The following is a 1,625-nucleotide window of genomic DNA, read 5'->3' as shown; positions in this document are numbered from 1 at the left end:
CCCCCCCCCCCCCCCCCCCCCCCCCCCCCCCCCCCCCCCCCCCCCCCCCCCCCCCCCCCCCCCCCCCCCCCCCCCCCCCCCCCCCCCCCCCCCCCCCCGGGCCCGTTGGGTGACTACGCTCCGGCGAGGTCGGCCAGGAGCTTCAGGGCGGTGGGGTCCTTGGTGGTGACGATCATGTCGGTCACGTGCTTGTCGTCGCGCCAGGCCGTGTAGCGGTCGCGGATGCGGTCGGCGGAGCCTACGAGGGCGATCTCGTCGACGAATTCGCTGGGGACGGCGGCGATGGCCTCCTCGCGGCGGCCCTCGAAGAAGAGGTCCTGGATGCGGTCGGCGGCGTCCGCGTAGCCGAAGCGGCGCATCAGGTCGGCGTGGAAGTTCTTCGACTTGGCGCCCATGCCGCCGACGTAGAAGCCCATCGCGGCCTTGATCGGGAACATCGCCTTTTCGAGGTCGTCTTCGAGGACGACCTGCACCATCGGCGCGATGCGGAAGCCCTCCGGCTTGTCGCGGAGGGACTCGCCGTAGACGTCGTGGTTGTACGGCGACCAGTGGAGGGGGAGCCACCCGTCCGCGATCTGGGTGGTGAGGTGGACGTTCTTGGGCCCCTCGGCGCCCAGGAAGATCGGGACGTCGGCACGCAGGGGGTGCGTGATGGGCTTCAGCGGCTTGCCGAGGCCGCTGCCGTCCTCGCCGCGGTACGGGTGCTGCGCATAGCGGCCTTCGAGCGCGACGGGGCTCTCGCGGCGCAGGACCTGGCGGATCACGTCCACGTACTCGCGCGTGAAGGTGAGCGGGCTCTTCGGGAACGGCCGCCCGTACCAGCCCTCGACGACCTGCGGCCCCGACAGGCCGAGGCCCAGCATGACGCGGCCGCCCGAGAGGTGGTCGAGGGTCAGCGCGTGCATCGCGGTGGCGGTGGGGGTACGCGCGGTCATTTGCGTCACCGCGGTCCCCAGGTTGATGCGGGACGTGTTGGCGGCGATCCACGTCAGCGGCGTGAAGGCGTCCGACCCCCACGACTCCGCGGTCCACACCGAGTCGAAGCCGAGCCGCTCCGCCTCCTGCGCGGTTTCGACGAAGCCGGCCGAGGGGCCTCGCCCCCAGTACCCGAATGTCAGACCGAGCCGCATCGTGTTTCTCCTCATGGCCGCGGGGACGGCCCCTGAAGGGGGCGTCAGGTTCCGCCTGGCACTGTAGAACACGTTTTACTTCGGTGACCATGGGCCCCTGGGCGGCGGGGGCGCCAGAGGGGACGGTCGGTGCGGTGGAGGCGGCAAGGGGGCGGGAGGCAGGGGCGAGGGGCTGGCGGTGCACGCGGGTGGGCGTCAGGGCGTCGGACGGGAGGGAGAGCAGGAGTCAGCAGGCGGTGGGTGCGCGGTGGAGGCACCGGTCCGGGGAGCGGTGGGCGGGTGGGCGTCGGGGCATCGGACGGGGGAGGGCACGGGTCAGCAGGCGGAGAGCGCGGGCGGGAGTGGGAGCGTCCCAGGCGGAAGGCGGAAGGCGGAAGGCGGAAGGCGGAAGGCGGAAGGCGGAAGGCGGAAGGCGGAAGGCGGAAGGCGGAAGGCGGAAGGCGTACGCGGGGTGCGGGCGGTGGCACCCGGGAACGCCGAGAGGGCGCCCGCCGC

General features: G+C 73.5%; 1 protein-coding gene. It reads right to left on the bottom strand.

Annotated elements, in window-relative coordinates; translation table 11 throughout:
• Positions 1-113 precede the first annotated feature (113 nt).
• The gene (locus ACRX5S_RS12110) at positions 114-1,130 is read right to left on the bottom strand and encodes an LLM class F420-dependent oxidoreductase (RefSeq protein ID WP_436772885.1); all 1,017 of its coding nucleotides are present in this window, start codon (positions 1,128-1,130) and stop codon (positions 114-116) included.
• Between the last annotated feature and the right edge of the window lie 495 nt (positions 1,131-1,625).

This window comes from Yinghuangia sp. YIM S09857, from assembly GCF_051388915.1.
In the GTDB taxonomy this organism is placed as follows: domain Bacteria; phylum Actinomycetota; class Actinomycetes; order Streptomycetales; family Streptomycetaceae; genus Yinghuangia.
Note: the sequence above shows the minus strand (reverse complement) of the source record. Positions and strands in the feature narration are given on the sequence as shown.